22 protein-coding genes are annotated in these 19,918 nt (G+C 66.8%); 8 read left to right on the top strand and 14 right to left on the bottom strand.

Going from position 1 to position 19,918, the window contains the following annotated elements; genetic code table 11:
• The first annotated feature begins 2 nt into the window (after positions 1-2).
• From N8A90_RS03080 to ubiM, 5 genes are all read left to right on the top strand, one after another.
• Entirely contained in the window at positions 3-1,004 is a 1,002-nt protein-coding gene (locus tag N8A90_RS03080; RefSeq protein ID WP_262073188.1) for an ABC transporter substrate-binding protein, read from the top strand.
• Positions 1,004-1,846 (top strand): ABC transporter ATP-binding protein, encoded by an 843-nt coding sequence (locus N8A90_RS03075; protein WP_262073187.1) that lies wholly within the window; start codon positions 1,004-1,006, stop codon positions 1,844-1,846. Before N8A90_RS03080 ends, N8A90_RS03075 begins: the two co-directional genes overlap by 1 nt.
• Positions 1,843-2,613, top strand: coding sequence for an ABC transporter permease (locus N8A90_RS03070; RefSeq protein ID WP_262073186.1), 771 nt, complete (start codon positions 1,843-1,845; stop codon positions 2,611-2,613). The genes N8A90_RS03075 and N8A90_RS03070 overlap by 4 nt, the downstream gene beginning before the upstream one ends.
• A gap of 4 nt (positions 2,614-2,617) precedes the next feature.
• On the top strand, positions 2,618-3,007 hold the full coding sequence (hpxZ, locus tag N8A90_RS03065; RefSeq protein ID WP_262073185.1) for an oxalurate catabolism protein HpxZ: 390 nt from the start codon (positions 2,618-2,620) through the stop codon (positions 3,005-3,007).
• A 95-nt stretch (positions 3,008-3,102) separates the two neighbouring features.
• Positions 3,103-4,362 (top strand): 5-demethoxyubiquinol-8 5-hydroxylase UbiM, encoded by a 1,260-nt coding sequence (ubiM, locus tag N8A90_RS03060; RefSeq protein ID WP_262073184.1) that lies wholly within the window; start codon positions 3,103-3,105, stop codon positions 4,360-4,362.
• On the opposite strand, the gene N8A90_RS03055 is transcribed toward ubiM, so the two are convergent.
• The 14 genes from N8A90_RS03055 to N8A90_RS02990 form a co-directional block, all read right to left on the bottom strand.
• The gene (locus tag N8A90_RS03055; RefSeq protein ID WP_262073587.1) at positions 4,343-5,470 is read right to left on the bottom strand and encodes a Gfo/Idh/MocA family protein; all 1,128 of its coding nucleotides are present in this window, start codon (positions 5,468-5,470) and stop codon (positions 4,343-4,345) included. The genes ubiM and N8A90_RS03055 overlap by 20 nt on opposite strands.
• Positions 5,471-5,510: 40 nt before the next feature.
• Positions 5,511-6,473, bottom strand: coding sequence for a substrate-binding domain-containing protein (locus N8A90_RS03050; protein ID WP_262073183.1), 963 nt, complete (start codon positions 6,471-6,473; stop codon positions 5,511-5,513).
• Positions 6,474-6,515: 42 nt separating this feature from the next.
• Entirely contained in the window at positions 6,516-7,523 is a 1,008-nt protein-coding gene (locus N8A90_RS03045; RefSeq protein ID WP_262073182.1) for an ABC transporter permease, read from the bottom strand.
• Positions 7,504-9,024 carry a sugar ABC transporter ATP-binding protein gene (locus N8A90_RS03040; protein WP_262073181.1) on the bottom strand — a complete coding sequence of 507 codons (1,521 nt, stop codon included), beginning with the start codon at positions 9,022-9,024 and terminating at the stop codon, positions 7,504-7,506. The genes N8A90_RS03045 and N8A90_RS03040 overlap by 20 nt, the downstream gene beginning before the upstream one ends.
• Positions 9,021-10,190, bottom strand: a complete 1,170-nt coding sequence (locus N8A90_RS03035) for an ROK family protein (RefSeq protein WP_262073586.1) — start codon at positions 10,188-10,190, stop codon at positions 9,021-9,023. Before N8A90_RS03035 ends, N8A90_RS03040 begins: the two co-directional genes overlap by 4 nt.
• Before the next feature lie 223 nt (positions 10,191-10,413).
• On the bottom strand, positions 10,414-10,833 hold the full coding sequence (locus tag N8A90_RS03030; RefSeq protein WP_262073180.1) for a F0F1 ATP synthase subunit epsilon: 420 nt from the start codon (positions 10,831-10,833) through the stop codon (positions 10,414-10,416).
• A gap of 130 nt (positions 10,834-10,963) precedes the next feature.
• Positions 10,964-12,379 (bottom strand): F0F1 ATP synthase subunit beta, encoded by a 1,416-nt coding sequence (atpD, locus tag N8A90_RS03025; RefSeq protein ID WP_262073585.1) that lies wholly within the window; start codon positions 12,377-12,379, stop codon positions 10,964-10,966.
• Between the two features lie 46 nt (positions 12,380-12,425).
• Positions 12,426-13,310 (bottom strand): F0F1 ATP synthase subunit gamma, encoded by an 885-nt coding sequence (gene atpG / locus N8A90_RS03020; protein WP_262073179.1) that lies wholly within the window; start codon positions 13,308-13,310, stop codon positions 12,426-12,428.
• 115 nt (positions 13,311-13,425) lie between these two features.
• The gene (atpA, locus tag N8A90_RS03015) at positions 13,426-14,979 is read right to left on the bottom strand and encodes a F0F1 ATP synthase subunit alpha (RefSeq protein WP_262073178.1); all 1,554 of its coding nucleotides are present in this window, start codon (positions 14,977-14,979) and stop codon (positions 13,426-13,428) included.
• A gap of 45 nt (positions 14,980-15,024) precedes the next feature.
• The gene (locus N8A90_RS03010) at positions 15,025-15,555 is read right to left on the bottom strand and encodes a F0F1 ATP synthase subunit delta (protein ID WP_262073177.1); all 531 of its coding nucleotides are present in this window, start codon (positions 15,553-15,555) and stop codon (positions 15,025-15,027) included.
• A 7-nt stretch (positions 15,556-15,562) separates the two neighbouring features.
• A complete protein-coding gene (locus N8A90_RS03005) occupies positions 15,563-16,033 on the bottom strand; it encodes a F0F1 ATP synthase subunit B (protein WP_262073176.1) in 471 nt (156 codons plus the stop codon).
• Between the two features lie 33 nt (positions 16,034-16,066).
• Positions 16,067-16,336, bottom strand: coding sequence for a F0F1 ATP synthase subunit C (gene atpE, locus N8A90_RS03000; protein WP_140844704.1), 270 nt, complete (start codon positions 16,334-16,336; stop codon positions 16,067-16,069).
• A gap of 64 nt (positions 16,337-16,400) precedes the next feature.
• Positions 16,401-17,279 (bottom strand): F0F1 ATP synthase subunit A, encoded by an 879-nt coding sequence (gene atpB, locus N8A90_RS02995; RefSeq protein WP_262073175.1) that lies wholly within the window; start codon positions 17,277-17,279, stop codon positions 16,401-16,403.
• 22 nt (positions 17,280-17,301) lie between these two features.
• Entirely contained in the window at positions 17,302-17,748 is a 447-nt protein-coding gene (locus N8A90_RS02990; protein ID WP_262073174.1) for an ATP synthase subunit I, read from the bottom strand.
• Positions 17,749-17,913: 165 nt separating this feature from the next.
• On the opposite strand from N8A90_RS02990, the gene N8A90_RS02985 reads away from it, so the two are divergent.
• The 3 genes from N8A90_RS02985 to lipA are packed head-to-tail and all read left to right on the top strand — an operon-like array spanning position 17,914 to position 19,909.
• Positions 17,914-18,216 carry a YbeD family protein gene (locus N8A90_RS02985; RefSeq protein WP_262073173.1) on the top strand — a complete coding sequence of 101 codons (303 nt, stop codon included), beginning with the start codon at positions 17,914-17,916 and terminating at the stop codon, positions 18,214-18,216.
• A complete protein-coding gene (gene lipB / locus N8A90_RS02980) occupies positions 18,213-18,905 on the top strand; it encodes a lipoyl(octanoyl) transferase LipB (protein WP_262073172.1) in 693 nt (230 codons plus the stop codon). Before N8A90_RS02985 ends, lipB begins: the two co-directional genes overlap by 4 nt.
• Positions 18,906-18,913: 8 nt before the next feature.
• A complete protein-coding gene (gene lipA, locus N8A90_RS02975) occupies positions 18,914-19,909 on the top strand; it encodes a lipoyl synthase (protein ID WP_262073171.1) in 996 nt (331 codons plus the stop codon).
• Positions 19,910-19,918: the final 9 nt, after the last annotated feature.

Genomic DNA, 19,918 nt, shown 5'->3' with positions numbered 1-19,918 from the left:
CGATGTCGCGTCCCGCCTTTCTTTCCGCTCCCCTGCGTGTCGGCCGCCTGATCGCCGGCGTCCTCGCGCTCGCCACCGCCACGCTCTGCACACCGGCCGCCGCGGCCGACAAGATCAAGGTCGGCGTGTTCCCCTCGAGCGCGGCGCTGCCCTTCTACGTCGCCATGAACCGCGGCTACTTCAAGGACGCCGACCTCGAGATCGAGGAAGTGCCCATGACCAGCCACCCGCTGACCGTGCAGGCGCTGGTGTCCAACGGCATCGACGCGGCCGTGAACCTGGTGACGCTCGAAGGCGCCAACATGGAAGCGCGCCGGCCCAACACGCTCAAGTACATCTCGCTCAACGGCCAGAATTCGCAGCATGTGATCGAGCAGTTCGTCGTCAAGGCCGACAGCCCGGCCAAGTCGCTGAAGGACTTCAGGAACGGCTTCAAGCTGTTCTCGGCGCCCGGCCCCGCCAACATCGGCGCGGCGCGCGCGGTGCTCAAGAAGGTGGGCCTGGTCGAAGGCAAGGACTTCACCATCCAGGAGCAGCAGATCGGCGTGCACATCGGCGCGCTGCAGTCGGGCAACTTCGACGGCGGCTACACGCTGGAGCCGTCGGCCACCATCATGGTCGCGCAGAAGGTCGGCAAGCGCGTCGAGACCGGCGTGATCGCCACCTACCTGCTGGGCAACAAGAGCGCCTCGGCCTTCGCTGCCGGCGCCGTGATGTCGGGCAAGTTCATGGCCGACAAGCCCGACGTGGCCAAGCGCTTCGCCGCGGCCTGGGCGCGCGGCGTGAAGGAAGCGCAGGCCGACAGCAGCGCGCGCGGCTACCTGGTGCAGGGCATGAAGGTGCCGCCGGAGCTGGCCGCCACCGTGCCGCTGCCGCGCATCGTGATGGTCAAGGACATGAGCGCCGCCGACGTGGGCGACTTCCAGAAGTTCCTCGACATCGGCACCGAACTGGGCGTGGTCAAGGAGAAGATCGACGGCAAGACGCTGGTTCGAGCCTTCTGATGCGCGTGATGGATTCGAACCTGCCGATCGGGGCCGCCTTGCCCGATGCTGCCGTCAGCGACAGGTCGCACCGCTGGTACCCGGAGGGCACGCACATCACCATCCGCGGCTTGACCAAGCGCTTCCAGGACGCGACCATCTACGACGGCTTCGACCTCGACATCCCGAAGGGCAAGATCGTCTCGGTGTTCGGCCCCAACGGCTGCGGCAAGAGCACGCTGATCAACATGATCTCGGGCATCCTGCCCTACGACGCCGGGCAGATCCTGTTCGAGGGCAAGGAGGCGCGCGACACGCGCATCGGCTACGTCTTCCAGAACTACCGCGAGGCGGTGTTCCCGTGGATGCGCGCCATCGACAACATCCGCTACCCGCTGCAGTACCTGGCCATCGCCAAGGGCGAGCGGCAGGCGCGGCTCGATCGGCTGGTGGAGAGCTTCGAGGTGAAGTTCGACCTGAACCGCTACCCCTACCAGATGTCCGGCGGCCAGCAGCAGCTGGTGTCGATCATGCGGGCGCTGGTGGTCGACCCCGAGGTGCTGTTCCTCGACGAACCCTTCTCCGCGCTCGACTACGAGATGGTGATGTTCCTGCGCGAGCGGCTGCAGAAGGTGCTGACCGAACGCCGGACCACCACCATGCTGGTGTCGCACGACCTCGACGAAGCCGTACTGCTGGCCGACGAGGTGCTGCTGCTGACCAAGCGGCCCACGCGCGTGGCCGAGAACCTGCCCTTCGACGTGCCGCGCCCGCGCACCGCCGACACCACGCTCAGCCCGGCGTTCATCGCCACCAAGACCCGCGCGCTGGAGATCTTCCAGCGGGAGGTGCGCAAGCCATGATCGCGATCTCCGAACGCACCGCCGCCCGGCTGCGCCCGCTGGTCGGCATGGCGGTACTGATCGCCCTGTGGGCCTTCGTGCACGCCACGCGCGCCATCGACCCGGTGCTGCTGCCGTCGCCGATGGAGGCGCTCGCCGCCTTCTGGAACGGCATCGCGCACGGCACGCTGTGGGGCGACTTCTACAAGACCATCGTGCGCACGCTCAGTTCCTTCGGGCTGGCGCTGGTGATCTCGGTGCCGCTGGGCATCGTGCTGGGCTCGAACGAGAAGATCTACCAGTCGATCGAGTTCGCCATCGACTTCTTCCGCTCGACGCCGGCCTCGGCGATGTTCCCGCTCTTCCTGGTGCTGTTCGGCGTGGGCGAGGCGACCAAGATCGCGGTGGCCGCCTTCGGCGCGGCGCTGGCGATTCTCTTCAACGTGGCCTACGGCGTGATGAGCGCGCGCAAGCAGCGCCAGCTCGCGGCCAAGGTGATGGGCGCGCCGCGCTGGCGCGTGCTGACCGACGTGATCCTGCTGGAGTCGATGCCGCAGGTGTTCGTGGGCATGCGCTCGGGCGTGTCGATCGCCTTGGTGATCGTGATCGTCGCCGAGATGTTCATCGGCTCGACCGACGGGCTGGGCCAGCGCATCATGAACGCGCAGACCCTCTTCGACATGCCCGACATGTACGCTTCGATCTTTGCGGCCGGCCTGCTCGGCTATGTGATGAACCTCGTGTTCCTGATGGCGGAGCGCCGCTTCGTGCATTGGGGTGGAAAGTAAGACCGTGACCGTTGCCCTCTCCGATATCAACCTGCCCGCCGTGCTCGAAGAAGTGACGGCCGCCTTCGCCGAGTACCAGCAGGCGCTGGTGGCCAACGACGTGGCCGTGCTCGACCGGCTCTTCTTCGATTCGCCGCACACGCTGCGCTACGGCGCGGGCGAGAACCTGTACGGCTACGACGCGATCCGCGCCTTCCGCCAGGCCCGCCCCGCGGTGAACCTGGAACGCGAAGTGACCGTCACGGCGATCACCAGCTACGGCCAGGACCTGGCCGTGACCAACATCGAGTTCAAGCGTGCCGGCAGCGAGCGCATCGGCCGCCAGAGCCAGACCTGGGTGCGCCTGCCCGAAGGCTGGCGCGTGGTGGCGGCGCACGTCAGCCTGATGTCTTGAGCAGGCATCGCGCGCCGCATGACGCTTGACGCCCGTCAACGACGGCGCCAAGCCGTGGCTCGCACAATGCCACGGTCAACATTTCAAGGCGCGCGATGCAACAGCCCCTGGACAGCGATGTCCTCGTCATCGGTGCCGGCCCCGCCGGGCTGGCACTGGCCATTTCACTGGGGCAGGCCGGCCTCTCGGTCATCGTGCTCGACACGCAGGGGCGCGCCGCCCTGTCCGCACCGAAGGACGATGGCCGCGAGATCGCGCTCACGCACGACAGCGTCGCGCTGCTGAAAAAGCTCGGCATCTGGCCACGGCTCGCGGCGCACGAGATCGGCGTCATCCGCGAAGCGCAGGTGCACGACGGCGGCCACGCCCGCGCCTTGCTGGACTTCAACGCACAACGAGCGGGGAGTGGCGGCGGCACCGGCGTGCTGGGCTGGATCGTCCCCAACCATGCGCTGCGGCGCGCCAGCTTCGAGGTGGCCGACGCCCTGCCGGCGTTGCGCATCGTCTGCAACGCGCAGACCTCGCAGGTTCGCACGCTGCCGAGCCACGCGGAGGTGTTCTTCGAGGCCGAGCCCGCTCCCACCGGCGGGGACCTGCGCGCCCGGCTGCTGGTGGCCGCCGACAGCCGCTTCTCGACCACACGCCGCCAGCTCGGCATCGGCGCCGACCTGCACGACTTCGGCCGCACGATGGTGGTCTGCCGCATGCAGCATGCACAGCCGCATGGCGAGGTGGCGCACGAGTGCTTCGGCTACGAACGCACGCTGGCCGTGCTGCCGTTGACAGGCGATGCGTCGTCGGTCGTGCTGACGGCCGATGCGAGCGCGGCCGCAGCGCTGATGGCGCTGCCCGCCGCGGATTTCACCGCGCTGGTCCAGCGCCAGTTCCACGATCGGCTCGGCCGCATGGCGATGGCCGGCGAGCGCCATGCCTACCCGCTGGTCGCCACCTATGCGCACCGCTTCCGGAGCATGCGCAGTGCGCTCGTCGGCGATGCCGCGGTGGGCATGCACCCGGTGACGGCGCACGGCTACAACCTCGGCCTGCAGGGCGTGGGCACGCTGGCCGGCCGGGTGGTGCAGGCGCATCGCGCGGGCCAGGACATCGGCGCCGCCTCGCTGCTGGCCGCCTACGAAGCCACGCACCGCCGGCACACCCGGTTGATCTATCACGGCACCAATGCGGTCGCGAAGCTCTACGCCGACAAGCGCGCGCCGCTTCGGCTGCTGCGGCAACTGGTGCTCGAAGGCGCGCAACGCTTTCCGCCGCTCAAGGCCGCGATCACGCGGCAACTGACGGGCCACGGGCCCTTCGGCGATACGGCCTTGGCGGCGCCTACCAGTCCGTCCACTTAGCGGCGCTGGCCGCCGACGCGACCGTGCGCTCGATGAAGCGCACGCCGCGCGCGCCGTCTTCCACGCGGGGATAGTCGGCCGCGAGCGGGTCGGGCGGCACGCCGCCGAGCCGCGCGCGGATGTCCGCCACCACGCCCGCATAGACATTGGCGAAGGCCTCGATGAAGCCTTCGGGGTGGCCGCTGGGCAACCGGCTGGCACGCCGTGCCGACTCGTGCAGCCAGGGCGCGCCGCGCGTGAGGACGCGCTTGGGCCCATCGGCGGGAAAGTGCAGCAGCTCGCTCGGATGCTCCTGCCGCCAGTCGAGCGTGCCCTGCGTCCCGGTCACGCGCAGGCGCAGGTCGTTCTCGAGGCCCGTGTTGATCTGCGATGCCACCAGCACGCCGCGCGCACCGCTCGAAAAGCGCAGCAGCACGTTGGCGTCGTCGTCGAGCGCGCGGCCCGGCACCAGCGCGCCGAGGTCGGCGCACAGGCGCTCGATCTGGAGGCCGGTGACGGTCGCGATGAGGTTCTCCGCATGCGTGCCGATGTCGCCGATGGCGCCCGCCGCGCCGCTCTTGGCCGGGTCGGTGCGCCAGCCGGCCTGCTTGTTGCCGCTGGCCTCCAGCGGCGCGGCGAGCCAGCCCTGGCTGTACTCGACGATGACCTTGCGCACCTCGCCGATCTCGCCGGCCCGCACCATCGCGCGCGCCTGCCGGACCATCGGATAGCCGCTGTAGTTGTAGGTCACGCCGAAGACCGTGCCTTGTGCAGCCACCGCGGCGACCAGCGCGTCGGCCTCGGCGCGCGTGTGCACCAGCGGCTTGTCGCACACGACGTGGAAGCCCGCCTCCACGAAAGCTTGCGCCACCGGGAAGTGCACATGGTTCGGCGTGACGATGGCGACGAAGTCGACGCGCTCGTGCGCCGGCCGCTTCAGCTCGTCGGCCAGCAGCGCCTGCCAGTCGCCATGGTTGCGGTCGTCGGCCAGGAACAGGTCGCGGCCCGAGGCACGCGCCTTGTCCGCGCTCGACGACAGCGCGCCGGCCACCAGCTCGCACTGGCCGTCGAGCGCGATGGCGTGGCGGTGCACCGCGCCGATGAAGGCGTCGCGGCCGCCGCCGACCATGGCATAGCGCAGCTTGCGCGAAGCGTTGTCCGCAGTCACATCAGAATGGCGAGTTGGGGACGTAGAAGTCCTTGGCGTTGTCCTTGGTGATCAGCACCGACGGGATGATCGTCGTGGCCGGCAGCTTCTCGCCCTTCAGGCGTGCTTCGGCGGTGAGCTTGATCGCGTCGTAGATGAACTTGGGCGAGTAGCTCACGTCGGCGTCGATCATCTTGTTCTTGCCGTCCATGATGGTCTTGACCATGCCCTTGGCGCCGGCACCGCCGAAGACGATCTTGATGTCGTCGCGCTTGGCCTGCTCGATGGCCTTGAGCACACCCACCGCCATGTCGTCGTCGGCCGCCCAGATCGCGTCGATGGCCTTGAAGCGCGTGAGGTAGTCCTGCGTCACCTTGAAGGCGTCGTCGCGGTTCCAGTTGGCATACTTCGCGTCGAGCAGCTTCACGTCGGGGTGGTTCTTGAGCACCGCGTTGAAGGCGTCCATGCGCTCGTTGTCGAGCGTGGTCGCGATGCCGCGCAGCGCCACGACGTTGCCCTTGCCGCCGAGCTTCTTCACGATGTACTCGGCCGGGATCTTGCCGAAGGCCGTGTTGTCGCCGGCGACATAGGCGTCCTGCGCGCTGGTGTCGGTCAGGCCGCGGTCGACCACGGTCACGTAGGCGCCCTTGGCCTTCACCTGGGCGACCGGCTTGGTCAGTGCGGCCGATTCGAAGGGGAAGATGACGAGCGCATTGATCTTGGTGACGGTCGTGAAGTCCTGCAGCTGGTTGGCCTGCTCGGGCGCGCCGCTGGCGGTCTTGATCGTGATCTTCAGGTCCTTGTGTTCCTTCTCGAGATCCTTCTTCGCCTGGTTGGCCCAGTAGTTGATGCCGCCCATGAAGCTGTGGGTGGCGGCCGGGATCGACACGCCGAGGTTGACCTTCTCGGCGGCGAAGGCCGGCAGGCTGGCGAGGGAGGCGGCTGCGATGGCCGTGAGTGCGATGCGACGGGTGAAACGTGTCATGAGGGATGTCTCCTTTTGGTGGATGGAACGGGAACGGGAAAACTAGCGCCGACCTCTTTGGAGGAACGCCACGACGATGATCACGAAGCCCTGCACGGCAGCGTTCAGGTATACGCTGATGATGCTGGTGAGGTTCAGGATGTTGCTGATGACCGAGAGCAGGATCGCGCCGATCACCGTGCCGGCGATGCTGCCCGCACCACCCTTGAGCGCGGTGCCGCCGACGATCACCGCCGCGATGGCTTCCAGTTCCCACAGCAGGCCGGTGGTGGGCGACGCCGAGCCCAGGCGCGGCACGTACAGCAGCGTGGCGATGCCGACGCACCCGCCGAGCAGCACGTAGGTGAGGATCTTCACCCGGTCGACGTCGACGGCGGCGTAGCGCGCCACCTGTTCGTTCGAGCCGATGGCCTGCACGTAGCGCCCGTAGGCGGTGCGGTTGAGGATCACGCCGCCGATCACCGCGACGATGAAGAAGACCCACACCGGCACCGGGATGCCCAGGAGGCTCGCGTAGTAGACCGGCGCGTAGAGGTCCGACAGGTCGTTGTCGAGCGTGAGCGCGCCGCCGTCAGCGAAGTAGGTGAGGTAGGCGCGGAAGATGCCGAGCGTGCCCAGCGTCACGATGAAGGGCTCGATGCGGCCCTTGGTGATGAGCAGCCCGTGCGCCAGCCCGAACATCGCACCCAGCAGCACCGCGAGCGTGGCGCCGAGCACCACCGCCATCAGCGGCGAGCCGGTGGCGGGCCCGGCCCAGTTGATGAACATGATCACGCTGCCGGCGATGAGCGCGGCCATCGAGCCGACCGACAGATCGATGCCGCCCGAGATGATCACGAAGCACATGCCCACCGCGATGATGCCGATGAAGGCCGTGCGCGTGAGCACGTTCATCGCGTTGTCGGCGGTGGCGAAGTCGCTGTTGAGCAGCGTGCCGGCGATGCACAACAGCACCAGCCCGGCGATCGGGCCGATGCCGTGCAGGCGCGCGGCCCAGCCGGGCTTGTGCGCGGCACGGTGCGGGGCGGCCTCAGGCGTTGGCGTGGTCATGGGCGGTTCCTGTGGCATGGGCGATGAGTTCTTCTTCGGTGAGATGGTCGGCGGCTAGCGTGGTCACGAGCCGGCCGGCGCGCATCACGGCGACGCGGTGGCACAGGCCGATGAGTTCCATCAACTCGGACGAGACGACGATCACGGCGAGCCCTTCGCGGGCGAGTCGCTGGATCAGGAAATAGATGTCGCGCTTGGCGCCGATGTCGACACCGCGCGTGGGCTCGTCGAGCACCACGACCTTCGGTTGCGGTTGCAGCACCTTGGCGAGTGCGAGCTTCTGCTGGTTGCCGCCCGACAGCGACGAGGCGCGTGCGTCGAGGTTGCCGGTGCGGATGCCGTAGTCCTTCACCGCCTCGGCCAGCGCGGCGCGCTCGGCGTCCGGCTTCAGCCACGGCGTGGCGTAGCGCTCCAGCGCCATCAGCGTGAGGTTCTGGCGCAGGCCGAAGTCCACATGCAGGCCCTTGCCCTTGCGGTCTTCGCTCAGGTAGGAGAAGCCGTGCTTGGCGGCATCGCGCGGGTTGTGCCAACCCCTGCCGCCGGGCACCGGGCGGCCGAGCATCTCGACCTGGCCGCTCGCGGGACGCAGGCCCATCAGGCCCTCGAACAGTTCGGTGCGGCCCGCGCCGACCAGGCCCGCGAAGCCCAGGATCTCGCCCGGCCGCACCTCGAAGCTCACCCCCTGCGCCCAGCCGGGCACACTGAAGTCGTGCACCTTCATCGCGGGCGCGGCGTTGTGCGCAACGGTGTCGCGCGGCGGGTAGAGGTCGGTCAGCGCGCGGCCGACCATCCGGTTCGCCATCTCGTGGCGGGTGATGTCCGCCGTGGGCGAGCGCATGACGAAGCGGCCGTCGCGCATCACGATCACGTCGTCGGTCACGCGCTCGACCTCGTCGAGCTTGTGGGAGATGTAGACGATGGTCACGCCCTCGGCGCGCAGTTGGGCGATCAGCTTGAAGAGGCGCTCGGTCTCGCCGGGCGTGAGCGTGGCCGTGGGCTCGTCCATGATGAGCAGGCGAGCGTTGCGCGCGATGGCTTTCGCGATCTCGACCAGCTGTTTCTCCGCGACGATGAGCCGGCGGACCTTCGTTCGCGGATCGATCCGCAGGCCGACCTGCGCGAGGGCGGCGGCGGCCTCGCGCTCCATGGCTGCGTCGTCGAGCAGGAAGCCGGCCTTCTTCTTCTCGTGCCCGAGGAAGATGTTCTGCGCCACGCTCAGGTCTTCGGCGAGGTTGAATTCCTGGTGGATCAGCACGATGCCCAGCGCCTCGGCGTCGCGCGAACTGGCGAACTGCTGCGGCGTGCCGTCGATGCGAAGCCCGCCGCCGCTCGGCCGCTCGTAGCCCGCGAGGATCTTCATCAGCGTGGACTTGCCCGCACCGTTCTCGCCCAGCAGGCCGTAGACCCGCCCCGGCGCGAGCGAGAAGCTCACGCCATGCAGCACCTGCACCGGCCCGAAGGCCTTCTCGATGGCGTCGAAGTCGACGGCCAGTCCGGTCATGGCGCGACCCCTTTCACCTTCAGCGTTTCCTGCATCGCCAGCACGCCCGCGCCGATGAGGCCGGCCTGCGCGCCCAGCGGCGTGTACTGGATCTCGAGGTGCCGCGTCGACAGCGCGAGCGAGCGCTGGTAGACGCTCTGGCGCACCGCCGCGAGGAACAGCGGCCCGATGTGCGTGATGCCGCCGCCGATGAACACATGCGACGGGTTGAAGAAGTTCACCACCGACGCCAGCATCTGGCCGAGCAGGCTCCCCGCGCGCTGGATGATGGCGTTGGCCGCGGCGTCGCCCGCCCGGCCGGCATGGGCCACGTCGAGCGCATCGAGCCGCCCCTGCGCGCGCAGGCGCTCGGCGAGCATCGCGCTCTCGCCCGCCTCTGCCGCGTGGACGGCCATGCGGGCGATGGCCGGGCCGGCCGCCATCATCTCGACGCACCCCACGTTGCCGCAGTGGCAGCGCGGGCCTTCCTGGTCGACGCAGATGTGGCCCACGTCGCCGGCCGAACCGGCCGCGCCGCGGTACACCTCGCCATGGCAGACGATGCCGCAGCCGATGCCGGTGCCGACCTTGATGACCAGGAAGTTGCTCAAGGTGCGTTTGAGGCGCCAGAGCTCGCCCAGCGCCATCAGGTTCACGTCGTTGTCGACGAAGACCGGCGCCGCGTAATCCTCGCGCAGCGCCTCGCGGATCGAGAAGCCGTCCCAGGCCGGCATGAGCGGCGGGTTGACGAGCTGGCCGATCTGGAAGTTCACCGGCCCGGGAACGCCCATGCCGATGCCCATCACCTTCGATGCGTCGAGCCCACATTGCGCCAGCAGCTCGCGCATGAGCACGCGCACCCGCGCCAGCACGACGCCGGGGCCGTGGCCCACGTCGGCCGGCTCCGCGTGTTGCGCCAGCGGCTGGAGATCGGGGCCGAGCACCGCCAGATCGAGGCTGGTGGCGCCGATGTCGACGCCCACCAGCACGCCGAGCGAGCCGCTGATCTGCAGGTTCTCGGCGCGACGGCCACCCGAGGAACGCTGCAAGCCGGCCTCGGCCAGCAGCCCCTGGTCGACCAGTCCGGCGATCAGCGCATTCGCCTTGCTCCTGGAGAAGCCGAGCCGTTCGGCCATGCCATGGCGCGAGCCGCCCGCCGACCAGAAGGTCGTCTCGAGCAGCTGCATCTCGTCGGCCGTCAGGCCGCGCCAACGTTCCATGCGTTTGTCTCCGTCTCTCGCGCTCGGCATCGGATGGCCAAGGCGGAAGCCGGATACTAGAGAGACAGCTTCGGCCGGACAAGGCTGAACTTCGACCATTTTCAGGCCGAACGGCGGGCCGACGTCTGGCTTCGAGCGCCCAATGAAAAAGCCGCCCGGAGGGCGGCTTCGTGCAAGGCGGCGAACCGTCTTACTTCTTCTGGCGGTACTTGCGCAGTGCGGCGATCTGCGCGGCCATCACGGCCAGCTCGGACTGCGCCATCGCGATGTCGATGTCGCTCTTGGCATTCTTGAGCGCTTCCTCGGCGGCGGCCTTGGCGGCGTTGGCCTTCTCGTCGTCCAGGTCCTTGCCGCGGATCGCGGTGTCGGACAGCACGGTGACGGTGTGGGGCTGCACTTCGAGGATGCCACCAGCCACGAAGACGAACTCCTCGCCGCCGTCGGCCGTCTCGATGCGCACGGCACCCGGGCGGATGCGCGTGATCAGCGGGGTGTGGCGCGGGTAGATGCCGAGCTCGCCGGCTTCACCGGGCAGCGCGACGAACCTGGCCTCGCCCGAGAAGATCGACTCTTCCGCGCTGACCACGTCGACGTGAATGGTGTTTGCCATGTTTTTTCCTTTGCCGTTCTAGGGAGAACTTCGGAAAGCAAGCAGTCGGCCGTCTGGTGAGGCGCCGCGCATAGCCGTACAGGAAGTACGGCGAGCACGGCAACGAAGCCAGGCGGTCGAATGCGCCGCTTTACGCGACCTTCTTGGCTTTTTCGAAAGCTTCGTCGATGGTACCAACCATGTAGAACGACTGTTCCGGCAGGTGGTCGCACTCGCCGGCCACGATCATCTTGAAACCACGGATGGTTTCCGACAGCGGCACGTACTTGCCGGGGGAGCCGGTGAACACTTCGGCCACGTGGAAGGGCTGCGACAGGAAACGCTGGATCTTCCGGGCGCGGGCCACGGCCAGCTTGTCGTCCGGGGCCAGTTCGTCCATGCCCAGAATCGCGATGATGTCGCGCAGTTCCTTGTAGCGCTGCAGCGTGCCTTGCACGGCGCGGGCCACGTTGTAGTGCTCTTCGCCGACCACGTTCGGATCGAGCTGACGCGAGGTCGAGTCCAGCGGGTCCACGGCGGGGTAGATACCGAGCGAAGCGATGTCGCGCGACAGCACCACGGTGGAATCCAAGTGGGCGAAGGTGGTGGCGGGCGACGGGTCGGTCAAGTCATCCGCAGGGACGTACACGGCCTGGATCGAGGTGATCGAGCCGACCTTGGTCGAGGTGATCCGCTCTTGCAGGCGGCCCATTTCCTCGGCCAGCGTCGGCTGGTAGCCCACGGCGGAGGGCATGCGGCCCAGCAGGGCGGACACTTCGGTACCGGCCAGCGTGTAGCGGTAGATGTTGTCCACGAAGAACAGCACGTCGCGGCCTTCGTCGCGGAACGACTCGGCGATGGTCAGGCCGGTCAGCGCCACGCGCAGACGGTTGCCCGGGGGCTCGTTCATCTGGCCGTACACCATGGCCACCTTCGAGTCCTCGAGCTTCTCGAGGTTCACGACGCCGGAGTCGGCCATCTCGTGATAGAAGTCGTTGCCTTCGCGGGTGCGTTCACCCACACCGGCGAACACCGACAGACCCGAGTGGGCCTTGGCGATGTTGTTGATGAGTTCCATCATGTTCACGGTCTTGCCGACGCCGGCGCCACCGAACAGGCCCACCTTGCCGCCCTTGGCGAACGGACACACCAGGTCGATCACCTTGATGCCGGTTTCCAGCAGGTCGGTCGACGGCGAGAGTTCGTCGTAGGCCGGTGCCTTGCGGTGGATGGAGGCGGTGACTTCCTGGCCGACCGGGCCGCGCTCGTCGATGGGCGCGCCCAGCACGTCCATGATGCGGCCGAGCGTGGCCTTGCCCACGGGCACGGTGATCGGCTCGCCGGTGTTGGTCACGATCAGGCCGCGACGCAGGCCGTCGGACGAACCGAGGGCGATGGTGCGAACCACGCCGTCGCCGATCTGCTGCTGCACTTCGAGCGTGAGCGCGCTGCCGTCGAACTTCAGGGCGTCATAGATCTTGGGCATCTGGTTGCGCGGGAATTCCACGTCGACCACGGCACCGATACATTGAACGATCTTGCCTTGCACTGCATTGGCTTGAGCCATCATCTGCTCCAATTAATTTTTGAATCTGGTTGACATCGAGACCGGCTCAGACGCCGGCGGCCGCCGCAGCGCCCGACACGATTTCCGACAGTTCTTTGGTGATGCCGGCCTGGCGGGTCTTGTTGTAGACCAGCTTGAGTTCGGCGATCACGTTGCCAGCGTTGTCGGTGGCGGACTTCATGGCCACCATGCGCGCGGACTGCTCCGACGCCATGTTCTCGGCGACGGCCTGGTACACCAGCGACTCGGCATAGCGCACCAGCAGTTCGTCGATCACGCTCGCCGCATCGGGCTCGTAGATGTAGTCCCAGGCGTGCTGGCCTGTTCCGGTTTTTTCGGCCTGCAGCGTCTCGGCCGCCAGCGGCAGCAGTTGCTCGACCACCGACTCCTGGCGCATCGTGTTGATGAACTTGGTGTAGCAGAGATAGACCGCGTTGACCCGGCCCTCGGCATACGCGTCGAGCAGCACCTTGACGGGGCCGATCAGCTTGTCGAGGTGCGGCGTGTCGCCCAGCTGGGTGACATGCGATACCACGCGGGCGCCGATGCGGTTGAGGAAACCGAGGCCCTTGTTGCCGATGGCCACCGCCTCGACCGCCACACCGGCCGCCTGCTGCTCACGCAGCCTGGCGGTCAGCGCGCGCAGCACGTTGGTGTTCATGCCGCCGCACAGGCCCTTGTCGGTCGTCACCAGGATGTAACCCGCAGCCTTCGCCTCGTTCGTCTTCATGAACGCGTGCGTGTACTCGGGGTTGGCCTGGCCGAGGTTCGCCGCGATGGCGCGGATCTTCTCGCTGTACGGACGGGCAGCGCGCATGCGCTCCTGCGCCTTGCGCATCTTCGACGCGGCCACCATTTCCATGGCCTTGGTGATCTTCTTGGTGTTCTCCACCGATTTGATCTTGCCGCGAATCTCTTTTCCTGCAGCCATGCTTAGCTCCTGAGTTTCTTCGCCAGGCCGACGTGGAACCGGCTTTGCCGGGCCACTGGCAGCGCCCCCTGGAGGGGGAGGCGGCCGAAGGCCGCTTCGGGGGTGGGCATCATGTTCAGGCGAAGGACTTCTTGAACGTCGTGATCGCGGCGGTGAGTTCGGCTTCGGCGTCCTTGTCGAGCGCCTTGGCCTTCTCGACCTTGTCGAGCAACGCCGCGTGGCTGGTCTTCAGGAACTGGTGCAGGCCGTGCTCGAAGGCCAGAACCTTCTTGACGTCCAGGTCGTCCATGAAACCCTTGTTCACCGCGAACAGCGTGGCGCCCATCAGCGAGATGGGCAGCGGGCTGTACTGGGCCTGCTTGAGCAGTTCGGTCACGCGGGCACCGCGGTCGAGCTGCTTGCGGGTGGCTTCGTCCAGGTCGGAAGCGAACTGCGCGAACGCAGCCAGTTCACGATACTGGGCCAGGTCGGTACGGATACCGCCCGACAGGCTCTTGATGATCTTCGTCTGAGCGGCCGAACCCACGCGCGACACCGAGATACCGGCGTTGATGGCGGGACGGATGCCGGCGTTGAACAGCGAGGTTTCCAGGAAGATCTGGCCGTCGGTGATCGAGATCACGTTGGTCGGCACGAAGGCGGACACGTCGCCGGCTTGCGTTTCGATGATCGGCAATGCCGTCAGCGAACCGGTCTTGCCCTTGACTTCACCCTTGGTGAAATCTTCCACGTACTTTTCGTTCACGCGCGCGGCGCGTTCGAGCAGACGGCTGTGGAGATAGAACACGTCGCCGGGGTAGGCTTCGCGGCCTGGCGGGCGGCGCAGCAGCAGCGAGACCTGGCGGTAGGCGACAGCCTGCTTGGACAGGTCGTCGTACACGATCAGGGCGTCTTCGCCGCGGTCGCGGAAGTACTCGCCCATCGTGCAGCCCGAATAGGCCGACACGTACTGCATCGCGGCCGACTCCGAAGCGGAAGCGGCGACCACGATCGTGTAGTCCATGGCACCGGCCTGTTCCAGTGCGCGCACCACGTTCTTGATCGACGAGGCCTTCTGGCCGATCGCGACGTAGACGCAGGTCACGCCCTGGCCCTTCTGGTTGATGATCGCGTCGATCGCCACCGCCGTCTTGCCGGTCTGGCGGTCGCCGATGATCAGCTCGCGCTGGCCACGGCCGATCGGCACCATGGAGTCGATCGACTTCAGGCCGGTCTGCAGCGGCTGGTCGACGGACTTGCGTGCGATCACGCCCGGTGCGACCTTCTCGATCACGTCGGTCATCTTGGCGTTGATCGGGCCCTTGCCGTCGATCGGCTGACCCAGTGCATTCACCACGCGGCCGATGAGCTCGGGGCCGACCGGCACTTCCAGGATGCGGCCCGTGCACTTCACGGTGTCGCCTTCGGAGATGTGTTCGTACTCGCCCAGGATCACGGCGCCGACCGAGTCACGCTCGAGGTTCAGGGCCAGGCCATACGTCGGCGTGCCGTCGGCGGTGGGCGTGAACTCGAGCATTTCGCCCTGCATCGCGTCCGACAGGCCGTGCACGCGCACGATGCCGTCGGCCACCGACACCACGGTGCCCTGGTTGCGAATGTCAGCGCTGACGCCAAGGCCCTCGATGCGGCTCTTGATCAGTTCGGAAATTTCTGCGGGATTGAGTTGCATGACTCTTTCCTTCTTTCAATAAATGGGGCCAACCGCCTCGCCGCATCAAGCGGTGAGCGCTGCTTTCATTTGCTCGAGACGCGCCTTGACGGACGTGTCGAGGACTTCGTCGCCCACCACGGCACGGATGCCGCCGATCAGCGACGCATCCAGTTCGACCCGGGTGTTCAGCTTGCGGCCGAAGCGGCGTTCCAGCGATTCGGAGACGGTCTTCAGACCGGCCGCGTCGATCGGGAAGGCGCTGTAGACCACGGCATCCGAGGCGCCGCTTTGCGCGTTCTTGAGCAGTCGGAACTGCGCAGCCACCTCGGGCAGCGCCGCGAGACGACCGTTGTCGATCACGGTGCGCAGGAAGTTCTTGCCGGCATCGGGCAGACCTGACGGCACGAAACCGGACACCAGGTCGAACACCTGCTCGGGCGCGACCTTGGGGTCCGCCGCGAACTGCAGCAGTTGCGGGTTGCCGGCAACGGCGGCGAGCTGGTCGATCCAGCCGGCCGTGCCGTCGAGGTCACGCGTCGACGCCTTGAACAGCGCTTCGGCATAAGGGCGGGCGATGGTGGCGATTTCGGCCATGTCGTCCTCAGAGCTCGGTCTTCAGGCGGTCGAGCAGGTCGGCGTGGACGCCGGCGTTGACTTCCTTGCGGAGAATCTGCTCGGCACCCTTGACGGCCAGCGCGGCAACCTGCTCGCGCAGCACCTCGCGGGCGCGCACCGATTGCTGCTCGGCTTCGGCCTGCGCAGCGGCCACGATCTTGTTGGCCTCCAGCGTGGCACGGCCCTTGGCCTCTTCGACGATCTGCTGGGCGCGGCGCTCGGCGTCGGCCAGCAGATTGGTCGTCTCGTTGCGGGACTTCACCAGTTCCTGTTCGACGCGCTGATTGGCAGAAGCGAGTTCCGCCTTGGCCTTCTCGGCGGCCGCCAGGCCCGCGGCGATCTTTTGTGCGCGTTCATCCAGCGCCTTCGCGATGGGCGGCCACACGAATTTCATCGTGAACAGCACCAGCAGCAGGAAGACGATGGCCTGAACGAACAGGGTCGCGTTGATACTCACGGCAACACCTTTCTTGAGTGGCGTTGAACGGGATTACTTCGGCAGGTTGGCCAAGAAGGTCGCGGCGAACGGGTTGGCGAAGGCGAACAGCAGGGCGATGGCCACACCGATCAGGAACGCCGCGTCGATCAGACCGGCCAAGATGAACATCTTGGTTTGGAGGTCGTTCATGAGCTCGGGTTGGCGTGCCGACGATTCGAGGAACTTGCCGCCCATCAGGGCGATGCCGATGGACGCACCGATCGCGCCGAGACCGACGATCAAACCACATGCCAGAGCGACGAGACCGAGAATGTTTGCCATGATGACTCCTTAGATTACAGATGAAAGCGAAAAGAAAAAACGAAAGCGAGAAGGGTAACCAGGCCTAGTGGCCCTCATGCGCCTGACCCAGGTAGATGAGTGTCAGCATCATGAAAATGAATGCCTGCAGCGTGATCACCAGGATGTGGAAGATCGCCCAGACGGTTCCGGCAATGATGTGCCCGATGGGCAGCAGCACTCCCGAGAACGAAGCGGCCATCGCACCCCCCATGAGCGCGATCAGCATGAAGACGAGTTCGCCGGCATACATGTTGCCGAACAGCCGCATGCCGTGCGAGACGGTCTTGGCAAGGTATTCGATGATCTGCATCAGCAGGTTGATCGGCCACAGCACCGGATGCGCACCGAAGGGCGCGGTGATGAGTTCATGGCCCCAGCCGCCCAGGCCCTTGACCTTGATACCGTAGAACAGGCACAGCAGCAGCACGGAGGTCGACAGACCCAGCGTGGTGGAGAGGTCGGCAGTCGGCACGACGCGCATGTAGGCGTGGTGCGGGTCGTGGCCCGCCGCCTCGAACGCTTGCGCCCAGAGCGCCGGCAGCAGGTCGACCGGCAGCATGTCCATCGCGTTCAGCAGGAAGATCCAGACGAACACGGTCAGGGCCAGCGGTGCGATGAACTTGCGGCTCTGCGCGTTGTGCACGTTGGCCTTGGCCTGACTGTCGACCATTTCCACGAGGATTTCGACCGCGGCCTGGAAACGGCCGGGCACGCCCGAGGTGGCCTTGCGCGCGGCGAGCCACAGCACGAAGCAGCCGATCACGCCGACCACCAGCGCCCACAGCACCGAGTCGAGGTTGATGACGTTGAAGTCGACGATGGCCTTTTGAGTCACCGGCTCGAGGCCCCAGTTCACCTGCCAATGCTGCAAATGGTGAACGATGTATTCACTCGCGGTCGGTGCGTGTCCTTCTGCGGCCATCTTTCAGCGTCTCTTTAAAGAATCAAATCCGGTTCAACAATCTGGGCCGCACCACGAGGGCGACCCAGTACATCTTCATCGCTGCCACGATGCCAGCCAGCATCGCCAGCCAACTCAGGTCGCCGATCACCCAGGGCGCCGCCGCCAGAAAGGCCACGGTCAGCGCCAGCTTGATCAGCTCCCAGACAAAAAACCTCAGCATGGCGGCCGACGGATTCGCCGCCTCCGTGCCCCTCATCGCACCCCGGACAAACAACGCCGCCGGGATCGCCACTGCCAATGCCCCATAAAGTGCCGACACGCCGGCCACCGGCCGACCCGTCCAAGCCCAAGCGATGCCTGCCACGATCACTCCTGCGACCACTTGGGCCACGATCACCCACCAGGGCGACGGTTCGGGATTGGCATCGCGCAGCTGCTGCGCCTGTTCGGCGGTGAGCGGCTTGAAATCGGCGTCTTCGACATCCATCTCGGACTCTGGCGTGCTTGTTGTCATGGTTGTGTGCACTGCCGGTGGCCGAAGGCTGCCTAAAATTTACAAAGCCATTGATTATAAGTAAAAACCCCTTGCATTCCGCCATGACCAAGCACATCAACGGGGAACTTCCACTGCTTGACACCATCACCGACGCACATGACGACTCCAGCTCCGACGCCTGACACCCCGACCGACATCCGCAAGGAGTCGCTGATCGCGTACCCCTCCCAGTTCCCGATCAAGGTGATGGGCGCCAAGGTCGACGGCTTCGTTCATGCGGTGACGCTGGTTGCCGAGCGGTTCGACCCGCAGTTCGACGCCAGCACGATCGAACTGCGCACCAGCAAGGAAGGCAACTACCTGGGCGTGACCATCACCGTGACCGCCACCAGCCGTGAGCAGCTCGACGACATCTACCGCACCCTGTCGTCGCATCCGATGGTGAAGGTGGTGCTTTGACCCTGGCCGCGCGGCCCACGCTGGCGGCGACGCTGCTCGGCCACGTCGAGTACCAGGAGACCTACGACGCGATGCGCCGCTTCGCCGCCGAGCGCGGCGAACACACACCCGACGTGCTGTGGGTCTGCGAGCACGCGCCGGTCTTCACGCAGGGCCTGGCCGGCAAGGCGGACCACCTGCTGAGCCCCGGCACCATCCCGGTCGTCCAGACCGACCGCGGGGGCCAGGTGACGTACCACGGCCCGGGGCAGGTCGTGGCCTACCCGCTGCTCGACCTGCGCCGCACCGGCTACTTCGTGAAGGAGTACGTCTACCGCATCGAGGAATCGGTGATCCGCACGCTGGCGCACTTCGGCGTCACGGGGCACCGCGTGGCCGGGTCGCCCGGCATCTACGTGCGGCTGGACGACCCGTTCTCCCATGCCGCGCTGACCGGCCCCTTCTCCCCCGACGACCCGTTCCGCGGCCTCGGCAAGATCGCTGCCCTGGGCATCAAGGTGGCGCGCCACGGCACGTACCACGGCGTGTCCTTCAATGTGGCGATGGACCTGGAACCCTTCTCCCGCATCAACCCTTGCGGCTACGCAGGGCTGCGAACGGTCGACCTTTCTACAATCGGGGTCCACACCACCTGGGAAGAAGCCGCGCACGTGCTGAGCCAGAAGCTCATCACCTACCTGGCGCCTTGAGAGCCCCTATGAGCAACACCGAAGTCGTCCCCTCGCCCGTCGTGCGGGAGGCGCAGAGCGCCGAAACCTACAACCCCCTCGCCAAGCAGAAGGCCGCGGCGAAGCTGTCGCGCATCCCGGTGAAGGTGGTGCAGGGCGAGATGCTCAAGAAGCCCGAGTGGATCCGCGTGAAGGCCGGCTCGCCGAGCACGCGCTTCTACGAGATCAAGCAGATCCTGCGCGAGAACAAGCTGCACACGGTGTGCGAGGAAGCCTCCTGCCCGAACATCGGCGAATGCTTCGGCAAGGGCACGGCGACGTTCATGATCATGGGCGACAAGTGCACCCGCCGCTGCCCGTTCTGCGACGTCGGCCACGGCCGGCCCGACCCGCTCGACCAGGACGAGCCGCTGAACCTGGCGCGCACCATCGCCAGGCTGCGCCTGAAGTACGTGGTGATCACCAGCGTCGACCGCGACGACCTGCGCGACGGCGGCAGCGGCCACTTCGTCGAGTGCATCAAGAACATCCGCGAGCTCTCGCCGACGACGCAGATCGAGATCCTGGTGCCCGACTTCCGCGGCCGCGACGACCGCGCGCTCGAGATCCTGAAGGCCGCGCCGCCGGACGTGATGAACCACAACCTGGAAACCGCGCCGCGCCTCTACAAGGAAGCGCGCCCGGGCAGCGACTACCAGTTCAGCCTGAACCTGCTCAAGAAGTTCAAGGCGCTGCACCCGAACGTGCCGACCAAGAGCGGCATCATGGTGGGCCTGGGCGAAACCGACGAAGAGATCCTGCAGGTGATGCGCGACATGCGGGCGCACGACATCGACATGCTGACCATCGGCCAGTACCTGTCGCCGTCGAACTCGCACTTGCCGGTGCGCCGCTACGTGCATCCCGATACGTTCAAGATGTTCGAGGAAGAGGCCTACAAGATGGGCTTCAGCCACGCCGCGGTGGGCGCGATGGTGCGCTCGAGCTACCACGCCGACGAGCAGGCGCACGCAGCCGGCGTCTGAGGCGCGCAC

This window comes from Variovorax sp. N23 (assembly GCF_025486315.1).
Classification (GTDB): domain Bacteria; phylum Pseudomonadota; class Gammaproteobacteria; order Burkholderiales; family Burkholderiaceae_C; genus Variovorax.
This window is presented reverse-complemented; position numbering and strand designations above follow the sequence as displayed.